This is a genomic window from Pseudomonas bananamidigenes, from assembly GCF_001679645.1.
Lineage (GTDB): Bacteria > Pseudomonadota > Gammaproteobacteria > Pseudomonadales > Pseudomonadaceae > Aquipseudomonas > Aquipseudomonas bananamidigenes.
Window position 1 is genome coordinate 180,240 of sequence record NZ_LRUN01000001.1, and the last position, 14,971, is coordinate 195,210.

The 14,971-nt window shown below is 60.3% G+C and carries 11 protein-coding genes; 5 read left to right on the top strand and 6 right to left on the bottom strand.

Going from position 1 to position 14,971, the window contains the following annotated elements; all coding sequences use genetic code 11:
* Positions 1 to 4 precede the first annotated feature (4 nt).
* The 4 genes from pheA to mtnA all read right to left on the bottom strand — a co-directional run bounded on the left by pheA (position 5) and on the right by mtnA (position 6,429).
* The gene (gene pheA, locus BBF94_RS00840; protein ID WP_065257160.1) at positions 5 to 1,099 is read right to left on the bottom strand and encodes a prephenate dehydratase; all 1,095 of its coding nucleotides are present in this window, start codon (positions 1,097 to 1,099) and stop codon (positions 5 to 7) included.
* A complete protein-coding gene (gene serC / locus BBF94_RS00845) occupies positions 1,099 to 2,184 on the bottom strand; it encodes a 3-phosphoserine/phosphohydroxythreonine transaminase (protein WP_065257161.1) in 1,086 nt (361 codons plus the stop codon). Before serC ends, pheA begins: the two co-directional genes overlap by 1 nt.
* Before the next feature lie 64 nt (positions 2,185 to 2,248).
* Positions 2,249 to 4,912 (bottom strand): DNA gyrase subunit A, encoded by a 2,664-nt coding sequence (gyrA, locus tag BBF94_RS00850; protein WP_065257162.1) that lies wholly within the window; start codon positions 4,910 to 4,912, stop codon positions 2,249 to 2,251.
* A 440-nt stretch (positions 4,913 to 5,352) separates the two neighbouring features.
* Entirely contained in the window at positions 5,353 to 6,429 is a 1,077-nt protein-coding gene (gene mtnA / locus BBF94_RS00855; RefSeq protein WP_065257163.1) for an S-methyl-5-thioribose-1-phosphate isomerase, read from the bottom strand.
* A 107-nt stretch (positions 6,430 to 6,536) separates the two neighbouring features.
* On the opposite strand from mtnA, the gene BBF94_RS00860 reads away from it, so the two are divergent.
* The 5 genes from BBF94_RS00860 to BBF94_RS00880 all read left to right on the top strand — a co-directional run bounded on the left by BBF94_RS00860 (position 6,537) and on the right by BBF94_RS00880 (position 11,416).
* Positions 6,537 to 7,871, top strand: coding sequence for a TRZ/ATZ family hydrolase (locus BBF94_RS00860; RefSeq protein ID WP_065257164.1), 1,335 nt, complete (start codon positions 6,537 to 6,539; stop codon positions 7,869 to 7,871).
* Between the two features lie 59 nt (positions 7,872 to 7,930).
* Positions 7,931 to 8,629, top strand: coding sequence for a bifunctional 2-polyprenyl-6-hydroxyphenol methylase/3-demethylubiquinol 3-O-methyltransferase UbiG (ubiG, locus tag BBF94_RS00865; RefSeq protein WP_065257165.1), 699 nt, complete (start codon positions 7,931 to 7,933; stop codon positions 8,627 to 8,629).
* A 4-nt stretch (positions 8,630 to 8,633) separates the two neighbouring features.
* Positions 8,634 to 9,305, top strand: coding sequence for an N-acetylmuramic acid 6-phosphate phosphatase MupP (gene mupP, locus BBF94_RS00870; protein WP_065257166.1), 672 nt, complete (start codon positions 8,634 to 8,636; stop codon positions 9,303 to 9,305).
* Positions 9,306 to 9,385: 80 nt separating this feature from the next.
* Positions 9,386 to 10,126 (top strand): YciK family oxidoreductase, encoded by a 741-nt coding sequence (locus BBF94_RS00875; RefSeq protein WP_065257167.1) that lies wholly within the window; start codon positions 9,386 to 9,388, stop codon positions 10,124 to 10,126.
* Between the two features lie 363 nt (positions 10,127 to 10,489).
* Complete coding sequence (locus tag BBF94_RS00880) at positions 10,490 to 11,416, top strand: GGDEF domain-containing protein (RefSeq protein WP_065257168.1); 927 nt, start codon at positions 10,490 to 10,492, stop codon at positions 11,414 to 11,416.
* A gap of 65 nt (positions 11,417 to 11,481) precedes the next feature.
* On the opposite strand, the gene BBF94_RS00885 is transcribed toward BBF94_RS00880, so the two are convergent.
* Both BBF94_RS00885 and BBF94_RS00890 read right to left on the bottom strand, forming a co-directional pair.
* The gene (locus BBF94_RS00885; protein ID WP_065257169.1) at positions 11,482 to 12,276 is read right to left on the bottom strand and encodes a TenA family transcriptional regulator; all 795 of its coding nucleotides are present in this window, start codon (positions 12,274 to 12,276) and stop codon (positions 11,482 to 11,484) included.
* Between the two features lie 46 nt (positions 12,277 to 12,322).
* Positions 12,323 to 14,785, bottom strand: a complete 2,463-nt coding sequence (locus BBF94_RS00890) for an EAL domain-containing protein (protein ID WP_065257170.1) — start codon at positions 14,783 to 14,785, stop codon at positions 12,323 to 12,325.
* Positions 14,786 to 14,971: the final 186 nt, after the last annotated feature.

Genomic DNA, 14,971 nt, shown 5'->3' on the forward strand with positions numbered 1-14,971 from the left:
CCCCTTAAAGAACTGCTTTCGGGTAGGAACCCAGCACCTTGAGTGCTACTGCTTCCTGACTGATCTTTTCCAGTACACCTTTGATCAGCGGATCACGGTGATGACCGACGAAGTCGATGAAGAACACGTAGGTCCATTTACCACTGCGCGACGGACGGGTTTCGATCCGGGTCAGGTCGATTCCGTTGTCATGGAACGGCACCAGCAGTTCGTGGAGCGCGCCCGGCTTGTTGCTCATGGACACGATGATCGAGGTCTTGTCGTCACCGGTCGGCGGCACTTCCTGGTTACCGATCATCAAAAAGCGCGTGGAGTTGTCCGGACGATCCTCGATCTTCTCGGCCAGGCGGGTCAGGCCATACAGCCCGGCCGCCATGTCACCGGCGATCGCCGCCGAGTTCCACTCGCCCTTGACCCGCTTGGCCGCTTCGGCGTTGCTGGACACCGCCACACGCTCGACGTTCGGGTAATGGGCATCCAGCCATTTGCGGCACTGGGCCAGCGACTGGGCATGGGAATAGATGCGACTGATGCTGTCGGTCTTGGTGTTTTCGCCCACCAGCAGATGATGGTGAATCCGCAGCTCGACTTCGCCACAGATGACCATGTCATGCTCGAGAAAACTGTCGAGCGTGTGGTTGACCGCGCCCTCGGTGGAGTTCTCCACCGGCACCACGCCGAAATTCACCGCACCGGCCGCCACTTCGCGGAACACTTCGTCGATCGCCGCCATCGGCTTGCTGATCACGGCGTGACCGAAGTGCTTCATGGCCGCAGCCTGGGTGAAGGTTCCTTCCGGGCCGAGATAAGCCACTTTCAGCGGATTTTCGAGGGCCAGGCACGAAGACATGATTTCGCGGAACAAGCGCGCCATCTCTTCGTTGCCGAGAGGGCCCTTGTTACGCTCCATCACGCGCTTGAGGACCTGCGCCTCGCGCTCCGGACGATAGAACACCGGCTGCTCGCCTTCGGCCAGACTGGCCATCTTGACCCGGGCGACTTCTTCGGCGCAGCGCGCACGGTCACTGATCAGCTCGAGGATCTTTTCATCGAGGTTGTCGATGCGCACACGCAGCGCCTTGAGCTCCTGTTCGGACATCAGGCGTGCTCCTTCTCGAATTCAGCCATGTAGGCCACCAGGGCTCCGACAGCGTCCAGACCCAGCGCGTTGTAGATCGAGGCTCGCATGCCGCCCACCGAACGATGCCCCTTGAGATTGAGCAGGCCACGGGCGTCCGCGCCAGCCAGAAACGCCTTGTCCAGACGCTCGTCAGCCAGGCGGAACGGCACGTTCATCCAGGAGCGGGCATTGGTGCTGATCGGGTTGGTGTAGAAATCGCTGCTGTCGATGAAACCGTACAGGCGATCTTTCTTCGCCTTGTTGCGCTGCTCCATCGCAGCGACGCCGCCCTGCTCCTTCAGCCATTCGAAAACCAGGCCGGAGAGGTACCAGGAATAGGTCGCCGGGGTGTTGTACATCGAACCGTTGTCGGCCGATATCTTGTAGTCGAGCATGGTCGGGCAGCTGCTGCGGGCACGACCCAGCAGATCTTCACGGACGATCACGACCACCAGACCGCTCGGACCGATGTTCTTCTGCGCGCCGGCGTAGATCAGGCCGTACTGCGACACATCGATCGGACGCGAGAGAATATCGGAGGACATGTCGACCACCAGCGGAACGTCACCGGTCTCGGGAACCCAGTCGAACTGCAGACCGCCGATGGTTTCGTTGGACGCATAGTGCAGATAGGCCGCACCCGGGGTCAGCTTCCATTCGTTCTGGCCGGGAATGGCCAGGTAATCGTAAGGCTTGGCGCTGGCGGCCACGTTGATATTGCCGAAGCGACGCGCTTCCTCGATGGCCTTCTTCGACCAGATGCCGGTCTCGACGTAGTCGGCAGTGCCGTTCTCGGGCAGCAGATTCAGCGGAATCTCGGCGAACTGCTGGCTCGCGCCGCCCTGCAGGAACAGCACTTTGTAGTTGGAGGGGATGGACAGCAAGTCACGCAGGTCCTGTTCGGCCTTCTCGGCGATGGCCACGTAGTCGTCGCTACGATGGCTCATCTCCATGACCGACAGACCCTTGCCGTGCCAGTCGAGCATCTCGGACTGGGCACGCAACAGGACAGCTTCAGGCAGCGCAGCAGGACCTGCGCAGAAGTTAAAGGCTCGTTTGCTCACATCCACTCTCGCTATGCAATCACGGTAGCGGACAGAGCAAACACTCTGCCCTGCTACGATTGGGTTAGTCTTGCGACTCTTCTTCGTCTGCGGCGTCCGCCTGCAGGTTGTCGACCGCATCGTCCGGTTCGGCGCCGATCACGCCTTCTTCCAGCTCGACACCCTCTTCACCCTCAAGCTCGTCACCTTCGACTTCCGACGGCTCCTGAACCCGCTCCAGGCCGACCAGGGTTTCATCCTTGGCCAGCTTGATCAGGGTCACACCCTGGGTGTTACGACCCAGACTCGAGACTTCGTCGACACGGGTACGCACCAGCGTGCCCTGGTCGGAAATCAGCATGATTTCCTCGCCGTCGAGCACCTGAACCGCGCCGACCAGGCGGCCGTTACGCTCGTTGCTGACCATGGCGATCACGCCCTGGCCGCCACGCTTGTACTCGGGGAACTCGGTGATCGCGGTGCGCTTGCCGTAGCCACGTTCCGAAGCAGTGAGAATCTGGCTGCCTTCTTCCGGGATCAGCATCGAAATCAGCTTCTGGCCTTCCGGCAGACGCATGCCGCGCACACCGCGGGCGGTACGGCCCATGGCGCGAACGTCGGATTCCTTGAAGCGGGTCACCTTGCCGCCATCGGAGAACAGCATCACTTCACGCTCGCCATCGGTGATGGCCGCAGAGATCAGCACGTCGCCTTCGTCCAGCTCGAGAGCGATCAGACCGACGCTGCGCTGACGACTGAAGGATTCCAGCGGCGTCTTCTTCACGGTGCCGTTGGCGGTCGCCATGAAGATGTAGTGACCTTCGGTGTATTCCTCGACCGGCAGCATGGTGGTGATGTACTCGCCATCATCCAGCGGCAGCAGGTTGACCAGCGGACGGCCACGGGCGGCGCGGGACGCTTCCGGAATCTCGTAGGTCTTGAGCCAGTACACCTTGCCCTTGCTGGAGAACAGCAGCAGCGTGGTGTGACTGTTGGCAACCAGCAGGTGAGCGATGTAGTCCTCATCCTTCACGCCGGTCGCCGACTTGCCTTTACCGCCACGACGCTGGGCCTGGTACGCTGCCAGCGGCTGGGTCTTGGCATAACCACCGTGGGAAATGGTCACGACACGCTCTTCTTCCGGGATCATGTCGCCCAGGGTCAGGTCGAGACGGGCATCGAGGATTTCGGTGCGGCGCACGTCGCCGTATTCGGCACGGATCACTTCCAGCTCTTCGCGGATCACTTCCATCAGGCGCGTGGCGCTGTTGAGGATGCGGATCAGCTCGCCGATCTGGTTGAGGATCTCTTGATACTCGGCCAGCAGTTTTTCGTGCTCCAGACCAGTCAGACGGTGCAGACGCAGTTCCAGAATGGCTTGCGCCTGCTCCGGCGACAGGAAGTATTTGCCATCGCGCAGACCGTACTGCGGATCGAGGTTTTCCGGACGGCACGAATCGGCACCGGCGCGCTCGACCATGGTCATCACCGCACTGGATTCCCACGGCGTGCCGACCAGCGCTTCCTTGGCTTCCGACGGCGTCGGCGAAGCCTTGATCAGGGCGATCACCGGGTCGATGTTCGACAGGGCAACGGCCTGACCTTCGAGGATGTGACCACGCTCGCGGGCCTTGCGCAGTTCGAACACGGTGCGACGGGTAACGACTTCGCGACGGTGACGGACGAAAGCTTCCAGCAGATCCTTGAGGTTCAGGATCCGCGGACGGCCATCGATCAGCGCAACGATGTTGATGCCGAATACCGATTGCAGCTGGGTCTGGGCGTAGAGGTTGTTGAGGATCACCTCAGGCACTTCGCCGCGACGCAGCTCGATCACGACGCGCATACCGTCCTTGTCGGACTCGTCGCGCAGTTCGGTGATGCCTTCGAGCTTCTTCTCTTTCACCAGCTCGGCGATCTTCTCGATCAGACGCGCCTTGTTCAGCTGATAAGGCAGTTCGGTGATGACGATCTGCTGACGGCCACCGACCTTGTCGATGTCCTCGATGATCGAACGGGCACGCATGTAAATGCGGCCACGACCGGTACGATAGGCTTCGATGATGCCGGCGCGACCGTTGATGATCCCCGCCGTCGGGAAGTCCGGACCGGGGATGTGCTGCATCAGCTCGTCGACGGTCAGCTCGGGGTTGTCGATCAGCGCCAGGCAACCGTCGATGACTTCACCGAGGTTGTGCGGCGGAATGTTGGTCGCCATGCCCACGGCGATACCGCTGGAACCGTTGACCAGCAGGTTCGGTACACGGGTCGGCATGACTGCCGGGATCAATTCGGTGCCGTCGTAGTTCGGCACCCAGTCCACGGTTTCCTTGTGCAGGTCGGCCAGCAGCTCGTGCGCCAGCTTGGTCATGCGCACTTCGGTGTATCGCATGGCCGCGGCATTGTCGCCGTCCACCGAACCGAAGTTGCCCTGACCGTCCACCAGCAGGTAGCGCAGCGAGAATGGCTGGGCCATGCGGACGATGGTGTCGTACACCGCGGTATCACCGTGCGGATGATACTTACCGATCACGTCACCGACGACACGGGCAGACTTCTTGTACGGCTTGTTGAAGTCGTTGCCCAGCTCGCTCATCGCGAACAGTACGCGACGGTGCACAGGCTTCAAGCCATCACGCGCATCCGGCAGTGCACGGCCGACGATCACGCTCATCGCGTAGTCGAGATAGGACTGTTTCAGCTCGTCTTCGATATTGACCGGGAGGATTTCTTTGGCCAGTTCGCCCATGAGAAGCCTGATTCCTTTTTCTGGTGAAACTTCGTCATATCCATATGGGATGAACGAAGCTCGTCGGGGCCGGCCGAGTGCCATGCCGCGACTTACGACAAATCAACAAGTTGAACCATGGATTTGCGCAGTGAAGACAACCCCGCGGGGCTGCCTCGGAAAACGCCGGATGTTATCACAAGAGCCGCCACGCACCTATCCCCCAGATGCGCATGGAGCATAGTTAGATGACCGATGACAGGCTTGAAGGGGACGAGAGAGGCTCAGAGCTTCTCCGAATGCAAATTTCGAGATGAAATTGCGGATGTTTATTGACTTTCAGGGCTTCATCGCTGGCAAGTCGAGTCGTCGCACCGCAGCTCCCACAAGATCGGCGACGTGCACAAAACCTGTGGGAGCCGGCTTGCCAGCGATAGCGTCCGAACAGACACCAGAGTCAATCAATGCAGGCGTTTGCGGCACATCAACTGGGCCATTTTCGCGGTATCCGGACGCTCGACGATGCCTTTCTCGGTAACGATCGCGTCGATCAGGTCCGCCGGCGTTACGTCGAACACCGGGTTGAACGCCTCGACATCCGCCCCGACACGTTTGCCACCGACGTCCAGCAGCTCGGTGCCATCGCGCTCTTCGATCGGAATGTCATCACCGCTGGCCAGATTCATGTCGATGGTCGAACTCGGCGCCACCACCATGAAGCGCACACCATGGTGCATGGCGTTGACCGCCAGTTGATAGGTGCCGATCTTGTTCGCCACGTCGCCATTGGCGGTAATCCGGTCCGCACCGACGATCACCCAGGTCACGCCTTTGGTTTTCATGATGTGCGCGGCGGCGGAATCGGCATTGAGGGTCACCGGAACGCCTTCGTTGGCCAGCTCCCACGCCGTCAGACGCGAGCCCTGCAGCCACGGACGGGTTTCGTCGGCATAAACGCGCTCGACCATGCCTTCGATGAATGCGGCGCGAATCACGCCGAGCGCCGTACCGAAACCGCCGGTCGCCAGGGCGCCGGTGTTGCAATGTGTGAGAATCGCCTGGGCATTGCCCTGATGCTTGCGGATCAGGTCGACGCCGAGCTGCGCCATGGTGAGATTGGCTTCACGATCGCTTTCATGAATGGCAATGGCTTCAGCTTCGAGCGCCACCAGCGGATCGGCATTGTCTTTCAGGCGATCCAGCCGGTCGTGCATGCGGTTCAATGCCCAGAACAGATTGACCGCCGTCGGACGGGAATCGGCCAGCAGCATGAAATCCTCTTCCAGCGCGGCGTACCAGTCGCCACCCTCGGCAATCCGGGCACGAGCGGCCAGCACGATGCCATACGCCGCACTGATGCCGATGGCCGGCGCACCGCGCACCACCATCGAGCGAATCGCTTCGGCCACGCCGGTGGCGCTGGTGTAGGCGATCCAGTTTTCCTCGAACGGCAAAACGCGCTGATCCAGCAGGTGGAGCGCGCCATCTCGCCAATCGATGGCCTTCACTTTCTCCGCAGCCAACAGTCGATCGCGCATCCCTCACCCCGCACTCATGAACAAAAGCCGCCGATTATAGCGATCCCCCCGCGAAGACGCTCGGGTATACTTCGCCATCCTTTACAAAAGCACTGGAACCGACCTCGATGCCGAAACCTGCCATTGCGCTCGACTTATTATTGCTGCCGACCTGGCTGGTCCCCGTCGAACCCGCAGGCGTGGTGCTCAAAGAGCATGGCCTGGGCATCCGCGACGGTCGCATCGTGTTCATCGGCCCGCGCGCCGAAGCCTTGAAGTGCAATGCCGCCGAAACCCGCGAATTGCCGGACGTATTGCTCGCACCCGGTCTGATCAACGCCCATGGCCACGCGGCCATGACCCTGTTTCGCGGCCTGGCCGACGATCTGCCGCTGATGACCTGGCTGGAAAACCACATCTGGCCGGCCGAAGGCAAATGGGTCGATGAAGCCTTCGTGCGTGACGGCACCGACCTGGCCATTGCGGAGCAGATAAAAGGCGGCATCACCTGTTTCTCGGACATGTATTTCTTCCCGAAGGTTGCCTCCGAGCGCGTACACAACAGCGGAATCCGCGCACAGATCGCCATTCCGATCCTCGATTTCCCGATCCCGGGCGCGGCCAGCGTCGATGAAGCCATTCGTCAGGGCGTAGAACTGTTCGGCGACCTGAAGCATCACGAACGCATCAAGATCACTTTCGGCCCTCATGCACCCTACACCGTGGGCGACGAGAACCTGGAAAAAATCCGCGTGATCGCCGAAGAGCTGGACGCCTCGATCCACATGCACGTCCACGAAACCGCCTTCGAAGTGCAACAGGCGCTCGAACGGCACGGCGAACGGCCACTGGCCCGTCTCGGCCGACTGGGCCTGCTCGGTCCGCGCTTCCAGGCCGTGCACATGACCCAGATCAGCGATGAGGACCTGGCGCTGCTGGTAGAAAGCAACACCAGCGTGATCCACTGCCCCGAGTCGAACCTGAAACTGGCCAGCGGCTTCTGCCCGGTGGAGCGCCTTTGGCAGGCCGGCGTCAACGTCGCGATCGGCACCGATGGCGCAGCCAGCAACAATGATCTGGATCTGCTGGGCGAAACCCGCACCGCAGCGTTGCTGGCCAAGGCGGTCGCCGGCTCGGCCACCGCACTGGACGCCCACCGGGCGCTGCGCATGGCCACGCTGAACGGCGCGCGGGCCTTGGGGATCGAAGCCGAAACCGGTTCCCTGGAGCTCGGCAAGGCCGCAGACATGGTCGCGTTCGACCTGTCCGGCCTGGCCCAGCAACCGGTCTATGACCCGGTCTCGCAACTTGTTTACGCCACTGGGCGGGACTGCGTGAAACACCTGTGGGTCGCCGGCAAGCAGTTGCTCGATGACCGCCGCCTGACGCGCCTGGACGAACAGCAGCTCGGCGAAACCGCACGGGCCTGGGGCCGGCGCATCAGCGGCCACACCGAATCGTAACAACCCCGGGACAAACGCCGGGGCTACAGCCTTTTTTCAAGTTTTTCGAGGATTGAATCATGAGCAATGTCGACCACGCCGAAATCGCCAAATTCGAAGCACTGGCCCATCGCTGGTGGGACCGTGAAAGCGAATTCAAACCGCTGCACGACATCAACCCGCTGCGGGTCAACTGGATTGACGAACGCGTCAATCTGGCCGGCAAGAAGGTCCTCGACGTCGGCTGCGGCGGCGGTATCCTCAGCGAAGCCATGGCCCAGCGCGGCGCGACCGTGACCGGTATCGACATGGGCGAAGCGCCTCTGGCGGTCGCACAACTGCATCAGCTGGAATCCGGCGTAAACGTCGAATACCGACAGATCACCGCCGAAGCCCTGGCAGAGGAAATGCCCGAGCAGTTCGACGTGGTGACCTGCCTCGAAATGCTCGAACACGTGCCGGATCCATCCTCGGTGATCCGCGCCTGCTTCCGCATGGTCAAGCCCGGCGGCCAGGTGTTCTTCTCCACCATCAACCGCAACCCGAAGGCCTACCTGTTCGCCATCGTCGGCGCCGAATACATCATGAAGCTGCTGCCGCGCGGCACCCACGACTTCAAGAAATTCATCCGCCCGTCCGAGCTGGGCGCCTGGAGCCGCATGGCCGGCCTGACCGTCAAGGACATCATCGGTCTGACCTACAACCCGCTGACCAAACACTACAAGCTGTCGGCGGACGTTGACGTCAACTACATGATCCAGACCCTGCGCGAGGAATAAGCCGATGGCCATCAGAGCAGTCCTTTTCGACATGGACGGCACTCTGCTCGACACCGCGCCGGACTTCATCGCCATTTGCCAGGCGATGCGGGCGGATCGCGGCTTGCCGCCCATGAACGACAAACACATCCGCGACGAGATCTCCGGCGGCGCCAGGGCCATGGTTGCGGTGACCTTTTCGATGGACCCGGAATCACCGGGCTTCGAGCCATTGCGCCTCGAATTCCTCGAACGCTACCTCGCCGGTTGCGCGGTTCACAGCAAGCTGTTCGACGGCATGGCCGAACTGCTGGCTGACATCGAGAAAGCCAATCTGGTCTGGGGCGTGGTCACCAACAAGCCGCTGCGCTTCGCCGAGCCGATCATGCAGCAACTGGGGCTGGCCGAGCGCTCGTCGTTGCTGATCTGCCCGGATCATGTCAAGAACAGCAAACCGAACCCCGAAATGCTGAACCTTGCCTGCAAGATGCTTGATCTGGATCCGTCGACCGTACTGTTTATCGGCGATGATCTGCGCGATATCGAGTCCGGCCGTGACGCTGGCACCCGGACTGTCGCCGTGACTTACGGTTATATCCATCCGGACGACAACCCGCGGCATTGGGGCGCGGACGTGGTGGTGGATCACCCGCTGGAGTTGCGCAAGGTACTGGATAATGCACTCTGCAGTTGCTGACCCGCACCGCAGAGCGGTCATGGCCGCATTCCCGGGCAATGTACGGGAATGACCGGACGTTAACGGATTAGAGGTTTTTTATGTTTGATTACACCGCTCGCCCCGAATTGCTCAAGGATCGGGTCATTCTGGTCACCGGCGCCGGCCGTGGCATCGGCGCCGCTGCCGCGAAAACCTACGCAGCCCACGGCGCAACCGTGCTGTTGCTGGGCAAGACCGAAGCCAACCTGACCCAGGTCTATGACGAGATCGAAGCGGCCGGACATCCTCAGCCTGCCGTGATCCCGTTCAACCTCGAAACCGCCCTGCCCCATCAATACGATGAGCTGGCAGCGATGATCGAAACCGAATTCGGCCACCTCGACGGCCTGCTGCACAATGCGTCGATCATTGGTCCACGCACGCCGATCGAGCAATTGTCCGGTGAAAACTTCATGCGCGTCATGCAGGTCAACGTCAACGCGATGTTCATGCTGACCAGCACCCTGCTGCCGCTGCTCAAACTGTCGCAGGATGCCTCGGTGGTGTTCACCTCCAGCAGCGTTGGCCGCAAGGGCCGTGCCTACTGGGGAGCCTACGGTGTGTCGAAGTTCGCCACTGAAGGCCTGATGCAAACGCTCGCCGATGAAGTCGACGGCGTGGCGCCGGTACGCTCCAACAGCATCAACCCGGGCGGCACCCGCACCAGCATGCGCGCCCAGGCGTACCCGGGGGAAAATCCGCTGAACAATCCGACTCCGGAAGAGATCATGCCGGTCTATCTGTACCTGATGGGCCCCGACAGCGCGGGCATCAATGGCCAGGCGTTCAACGCCCAGTAATGCCATACGTCGCTTTTGTGGCCGTGGCGGGTTCCCGTCACGGCATACATTTGCCGCTTTGCACAGGCCGTTTTCAGTCAAATAACCACCGCCCCTTCCAGCATCCCGATTACAACTCTTTGATTCACAAAGGTTTTGATAAAACCTGAACTGAATGGCACGACTTTCGCTCTACATTCCCTCAAAGCACGCCGGTTGAAGGCAGTCGGGCAAGGCCTGATTTCGATAGCTGACTAATTGTCATCGGGCAGACTAAACTTACCCCAAATGTCCTACGGGACTGATGGATCAGTATGACGCGCCGCCCATAGCCGCTCTCACCCAGCCTGTAAGACAGACTTACTGCTTAGGGGCTCACGCCATATGAAATCACCTTCCCAGACCACTGCAATTGACTTCGACAGTGCCAAATTGCAACGCCTGGGCTTCGGTCAGCTGCCTCCGCTGTTGCAGCGACCTGTCAGCCTGGCGCAATTGCGCCAGCAAATGAGCCTGCAACTGCAAACCAGCCTCGAACCTCAACGTATCCTCGGTCTGTTCTTCCGTGAAGTTCAGCGTCTGGTGCCACTGGATGCCATGACCTACGTGCACAATGGCAGCGATTTGCGCCTGGAGTTTGGCTCCCGCGGCCACCACTCCGTCAGCTACAGCCTCAGCCACGAAGGCGAGCATATGGGTGAACTGGTTTTTCGCCGCAATCAACGGTTCAGTGAACACGAACTGGGCAATTTCGAATCGCTCCTGTCGTCCCTGCTGTATCCGATGCGCAACGCTCTGCTCTATCGCGTCGCCACGCAAACGGCCCTGCGCGATCCGCTGACCGGCACCGGTAACCGCATTGCCATGGAGCAGACCCTGCAACGGGAGATCGAGATGTCCCGGCGTCACCTGCAGCCTCTGTCGGTGCTGATGCTGGATATCGACCACTTCAAGCAGGTCAATGACCATCATGGCCACAGCGCCGGCGATGAGGTGCTCAAAGCCGTTGCGGCATCGATCAAGGACCAGCTGCGCAACGTCGACATGGTGTTCCGTTACGGCGGGGAAGAGTTTCTGATTCTGCTGTCCAACACCAGCCGCGAAGCCGCAGCGATGGTCGGCGAGCGCCTGCGCTATGCAACGCAGGCCCAGGACTATTATGCCGACGGCCAATTGATCGAGCTGACCGTGAGCCTCGGCTGCGCAACCCTGCTGCCGGGCGAATCGGCCGACAGCCTGCTGCGTCGCGCCGACAGCGCGTTGTATGTGGCCAAGCGTGAGGGGCGCAACCGCCTGACAATGGCCGGCTAGAGAAACGGCTCGACAGACAATAAAAACGGGAGTCTTTGGGACTCGTTTTATTGGGGTTGCCGAAACTAGCTTTCGACCAGTGCCCGCCGCTCGCGACCGACCATTACCCGCTCCGCCAGCTCCAGTTGCATGCAGCGTTCGAGGAACAGGTACATGTAGTCGTAGCTCTTGCAGATGGCCTGACGCAGCTCCGTCTGCAATGCCCGGCTCGGGTTCGTCCCCGCCAGGGTGCAGATGATTTCCAGCGCCTCCCAGGGATGAGCATCATCATACTGGGCGTGCATCTTCAGCCACTTCATCGCCCGCTTTCGGTCTTCCTCCGGGAACGCAGCGGCGTACACACCGGTCGAGCAGACCAGCGCCGACCACTCCCCGGTCGCGCCTTCGATTGCATAGTTGGTGGCGGCGATGGCAACGATCAGCGAATCCGCCGAGCTGGTGTGCCAGCACCAGTGACTCAGGGCATGCAGCTCCGGCGGCACTTGCTGGGCCTGCAGGTCTTCCAGGCTTACGCCGTGGGCACGACTCCAGTTCAGCCAGTAGTCGGCATGGTTGAGTTCGACGCGGATGTTGCGCATCAGCCAGCGCCGCGCCATGTCTTCCCCGGGATGGCGGGCGAATTTGGTCTTGGTGAGATTCTGCGCCATGTACAACGCGAATTGCTCAACCACGGGCCAGCCCCCGATCAGGTACTGACGCATGGTTCTGGCGCTGAGCTTGTTATCACGCATGCGCAGGTAAAGTTCATGTTCGACAACCCGGCGTTTGCTCTCGCTGCAGTCCTGGATCAACTGTTGTGCCCAGGCAGGATAACTTGCAGCTTCCATGAGTGGTCCGGTTCGGTTGAATGTGTCGATCACTGTTCGGCTCCTTTTGATTTGTGATTGTAAGGATCGGCGAGAGATTTCAACGGAACGTGCCAGGCGCCTTGAACAACAGCGGCTGCGGTCTGGCTGGCCGACTTTGCAAACTGTCACAGGTAAACAATTGCGGGCGTTCGATGACATAACCCTGAGCGTAATCCACACCGATTTCAAGCAATGCCTGCTCGATCTGCGCTGTTTCTACAAACTCGGCAATTGTCTGCTTACCCATGACATGCCCGATGTGATTGATCACTTCGACCATGGCGCGGTTAATCGGGTCGTCCAGCATATCCTTTACGAAACTCCCGTCGATCTTCAGGAAGTCTACAGGCAAATGTTTCAGATAAGCGAATGAAGACATTCCGGCGCAAAAATCATCAAGCGAGAAATAACAACCCAACCCTTTGAGTTCATTGATAAATCGGATTGCACTACCCAAATTCGCAATGGCGCTGGTTTCTGTAATTTCAAAACAAATCATTTCAGGCGGAACGCCATAGTTATCAAACTGCTCTCGAAGAAAGTGCAAGAAAGCGTCATCTCCGATAGTAATGCCTGAAAGATTAATCGCACACATTGCCAAAGGTCGTTCGCACTTATCATTAATACATTGAGCAATAACCCTGAATACATTCTGCACCACCCAACGATCGAGCGATGACATCAAACCGTAGCGCTCGGCCGCTGGTATGAAACTGTCCGGAAGAATCATCCGCCCCGCTTCATCGTGCAGACGCAGGAGGATCTCGATGTGCCCGCCGGTACCGCCGACAGCCGGGCCCAGCGGGGCGATTTCCTGGGCATAGAGACAAAAGCGGTTTTCCTCCAGAGCCATGTGCAGACGCTGCACCCAGGCCATCTCGCCAAAGCGCAAAGACAGTTCCGAATCGTCGGCATGGTAGACCTGCACCCGGTTGCGGCCTTTTTCCTTCGCCATGTAGCAGGCCATGTCGGCCGCCCGCAGCGAGGCTTCCAATGTGGTCGGAGTCTGGGCGACATGCACCAGACCAATACTGACGGTGGTCAGGAACGGTCGCCCTTTCCAGACGAAATGCAGGTTCTGCACCGTCTGACGCAGCCCTTCGGCAATTTTCTCGGCCGCTTCCGGCGCACAGTTTTCCAGCAGGATGCCAAACTCGTCGCCTCCCAGCCGGGCCAGCGTGTCCCCCTCGCGCAGACCTGACTGCAGCAAGGCGCAGATATGACGCAGCAACTCGTCACCTGCGGCATGTCCGCAGGTATCGTTGACCAGCTTGAACTGATCCAGATCGAGGAACATCAGCGCATGTCGGCCGGGCTGGCGGGCGAGGTTGTGCAACGCCTGTTCGAGGCGATATTCAAATTCGCGGCGATTGGCCAGGCCGGTCAGCGCATCGTGGGTCGCCTGCCACGACAGATTGGCGATGTATTGCCGCTCCTGGGTCATGTCATGCAGCACCAGCACCGTACCGCTGACCTTGTCGGCATTGCGGATCGGTGCCCCCACCAGTGTCACCGATACGGTGCTGCCATCCAGACGCTGAATCAGTTTGGAATGTTCGCTGCCGCCAATGAGTCGACCGCTGAGAATATGCTCGATCAGGGTCTGCCCTTCGGTCTGCGCGTTGTCGTCCAGAAGATTGAACAGCGCCGCCAATGGCAGCCCGGCCGCCTGCTCGGCTTTCCAGTGCGTCAAGGCTTCGGCGGCAGGGTTCATGTATTCGATGGCGCCGCTGACATCGGTGGTGATCACCCCGTCGCCAATCGACTGCAAGGTGATGTGAGCCCGGTCCTTTTCCAGCTGCAGCGCCTCGGCAAAGGCATGCCGCTGCTTGAGCAGTTTGCGGGTTCGCAGCAGCGCCAGCACGATCAGGCCCAGCGCCGTGGCGAAGTTGGTGAACAGCAGCAGGCGCAGGATGACCCGTGAGCCTTCGCCCAGGGCATCGCTGAAGGCTTTTGCCGCCGGGGTCACGCCATCGTTTATCGCAAAGATCCAGTCTTTCCAGCGCCGGATATCGGTCTCGGTGGCGGCGTTGGCGATGATACGCCGATGCATCTCCTGCGCCACGTCGTCGAGTTCTACCAGATAGGCGTCCCCCAGCGTCCAGCGGTCAATGGCGGTTTCCAGATAACTGAAGTGACGGAAATTGAGGTACAGCCAGATCAGGCTGGAGACGTCGTCCGGATGGTTGCCACCCTTGAGAATGCCCTCGCGGGCCGCCTGCAGGTCGGGCGGCTGTCGGTCCAGCGCGAGACGCAACTGGTGGCCGCCCTGCGGCACGGCGATTGCGCCCTGATATTTGAGATAGATCGCCTCGTCACGACTGTCGGCATACAGATTGAGGTAATAAATGGCGTCCTTCTGGCCCTTGGACCAGAGGCTCTCCCCCGCCACATAGCCCCGAACGGCCGACAGGACATAAAGACTCACGCCACCCAGCAACGCCTGAAACAGCACCACGGCGATAAATGGCCAGACGATGCCCAGCAACCGAGGCGTTCCGAGAGTCCGCTTTTGCTTCATGGTATTCCTTGCATGAGCACTGCCTGATCGTCCATCTCTTTGCGAGCATCCCCCCAAGACTAGGAGGCCTTCCCGGTTCCGGCAAGCGGCGGATCGGCCTCTGTGCAGCACAACCGTGAAGGGTAGATATATAACGCCAGCAAAGGGTTCCGGATCGTTCTACTGCGCACTCCCGTATCCGTAACA

Excerpts from the sequence above, each read along its gene's own strand:
- BBF94_RS00890 (WP_065257170.1), bottom strand. The coding sequence starts at position 14,785 with ATGAAGCAAAAGCGGACTCTCGGAACGCCTCGGTTGCTGGGCATCGTC.
- BBF94_RS00860 (WP_065257164.1), top strand. The coding sequence starts at position 6,537 with ATGCCGAAACCTGCCATTGCGCTCGACTTATTATTGCTGCCGACCTGG.
- gyrA (WP_065257162.1), bottom strand. The coding sequence starts at position 4,912 with ATGGGCGAACTGGCCAAAGAAATCCTCCCGGTCAATATCGAAGACGAG.
- pheA (WP_065257160.1), bottom strand. The coding sequence starts at position 1,099 with ATGTCCGAACAGGAGCTCAAGGCGCTGCGTGTGCGCATCGACAACCTC.
- mtnA (WP_065257163.1), bottom strand. The coding sequence starts at position 6,429 with ATGCGCGATCGACTGTTGGCTGCGGAGAAAGTGAAGGCCATCGATTGG.
- mupP (WP_065257166.1), top strand. The coding sequence starts at position 8,634 with ATGGCCATCAGAGCAGTCCTTTTCGACATGGACGGCACTCTGCTCGAC.
- BBF94_RS00875 (WP_065257167.1), top strand. The coding sequence starts at position 9,386 with ATGTTTGATTACACCGCTCGCCCCGAATTGCTCAAGGATCGGGTCATT.
- ubiG (WP_065257165.1), top strand. The coding sequence starts at position 7,931 with ATGAGCAATGTCGACCACGCCGAAATCGCCAAATTCGAAGCACTGGCC.
- BBF94_RS00880 (WP_065257168.1), top strand. The coding sequence starts at position 10,490 with ATGAAATCACCTTCCCAGACCACTGCAATTGACTTCGACAGTGCCAAA.